At 43.5% G+C, this 223-nt stretch carries 1 rRNA gene; it reads right to left on the bottom strand.

Features of this window, described 5'->3' with window-relative positions:
• Positions 1 to 223 (bottom strand): 23S ribosomal RNA (locus AC0SAP_RS10470); the annotation flags it as partial.

Genomic DNA, 223 nt, shown 5'->3' with positions numbered 1-223 from the left:
TCTCGTGTCCCGCCCTACTTGTTGATATGCCTAGTACCACTTACTGTATTTAAAATACGGGGCTATCACCCACTATGGCTCATCTTTCCAGATGATTCTTCTATACAATAAATTATCACATATCGGCTCTTCCCGGGTCGCTCGCCACTACTGCGGGAATCTCAATTGATTTCTTTTCCTCTGGTTACTTAGATGTTTCAGTTCACCAGGTTCGCTTCCTTAA

This window comes from Ignatzschineria sp. PL_is040, assembly GCF_055813795.1.
The sequence above is the reverse complement of the archived record's forward strand: the minus strand, read 5'-3'. Positions and strand labels throughout refer to the sequence as shown.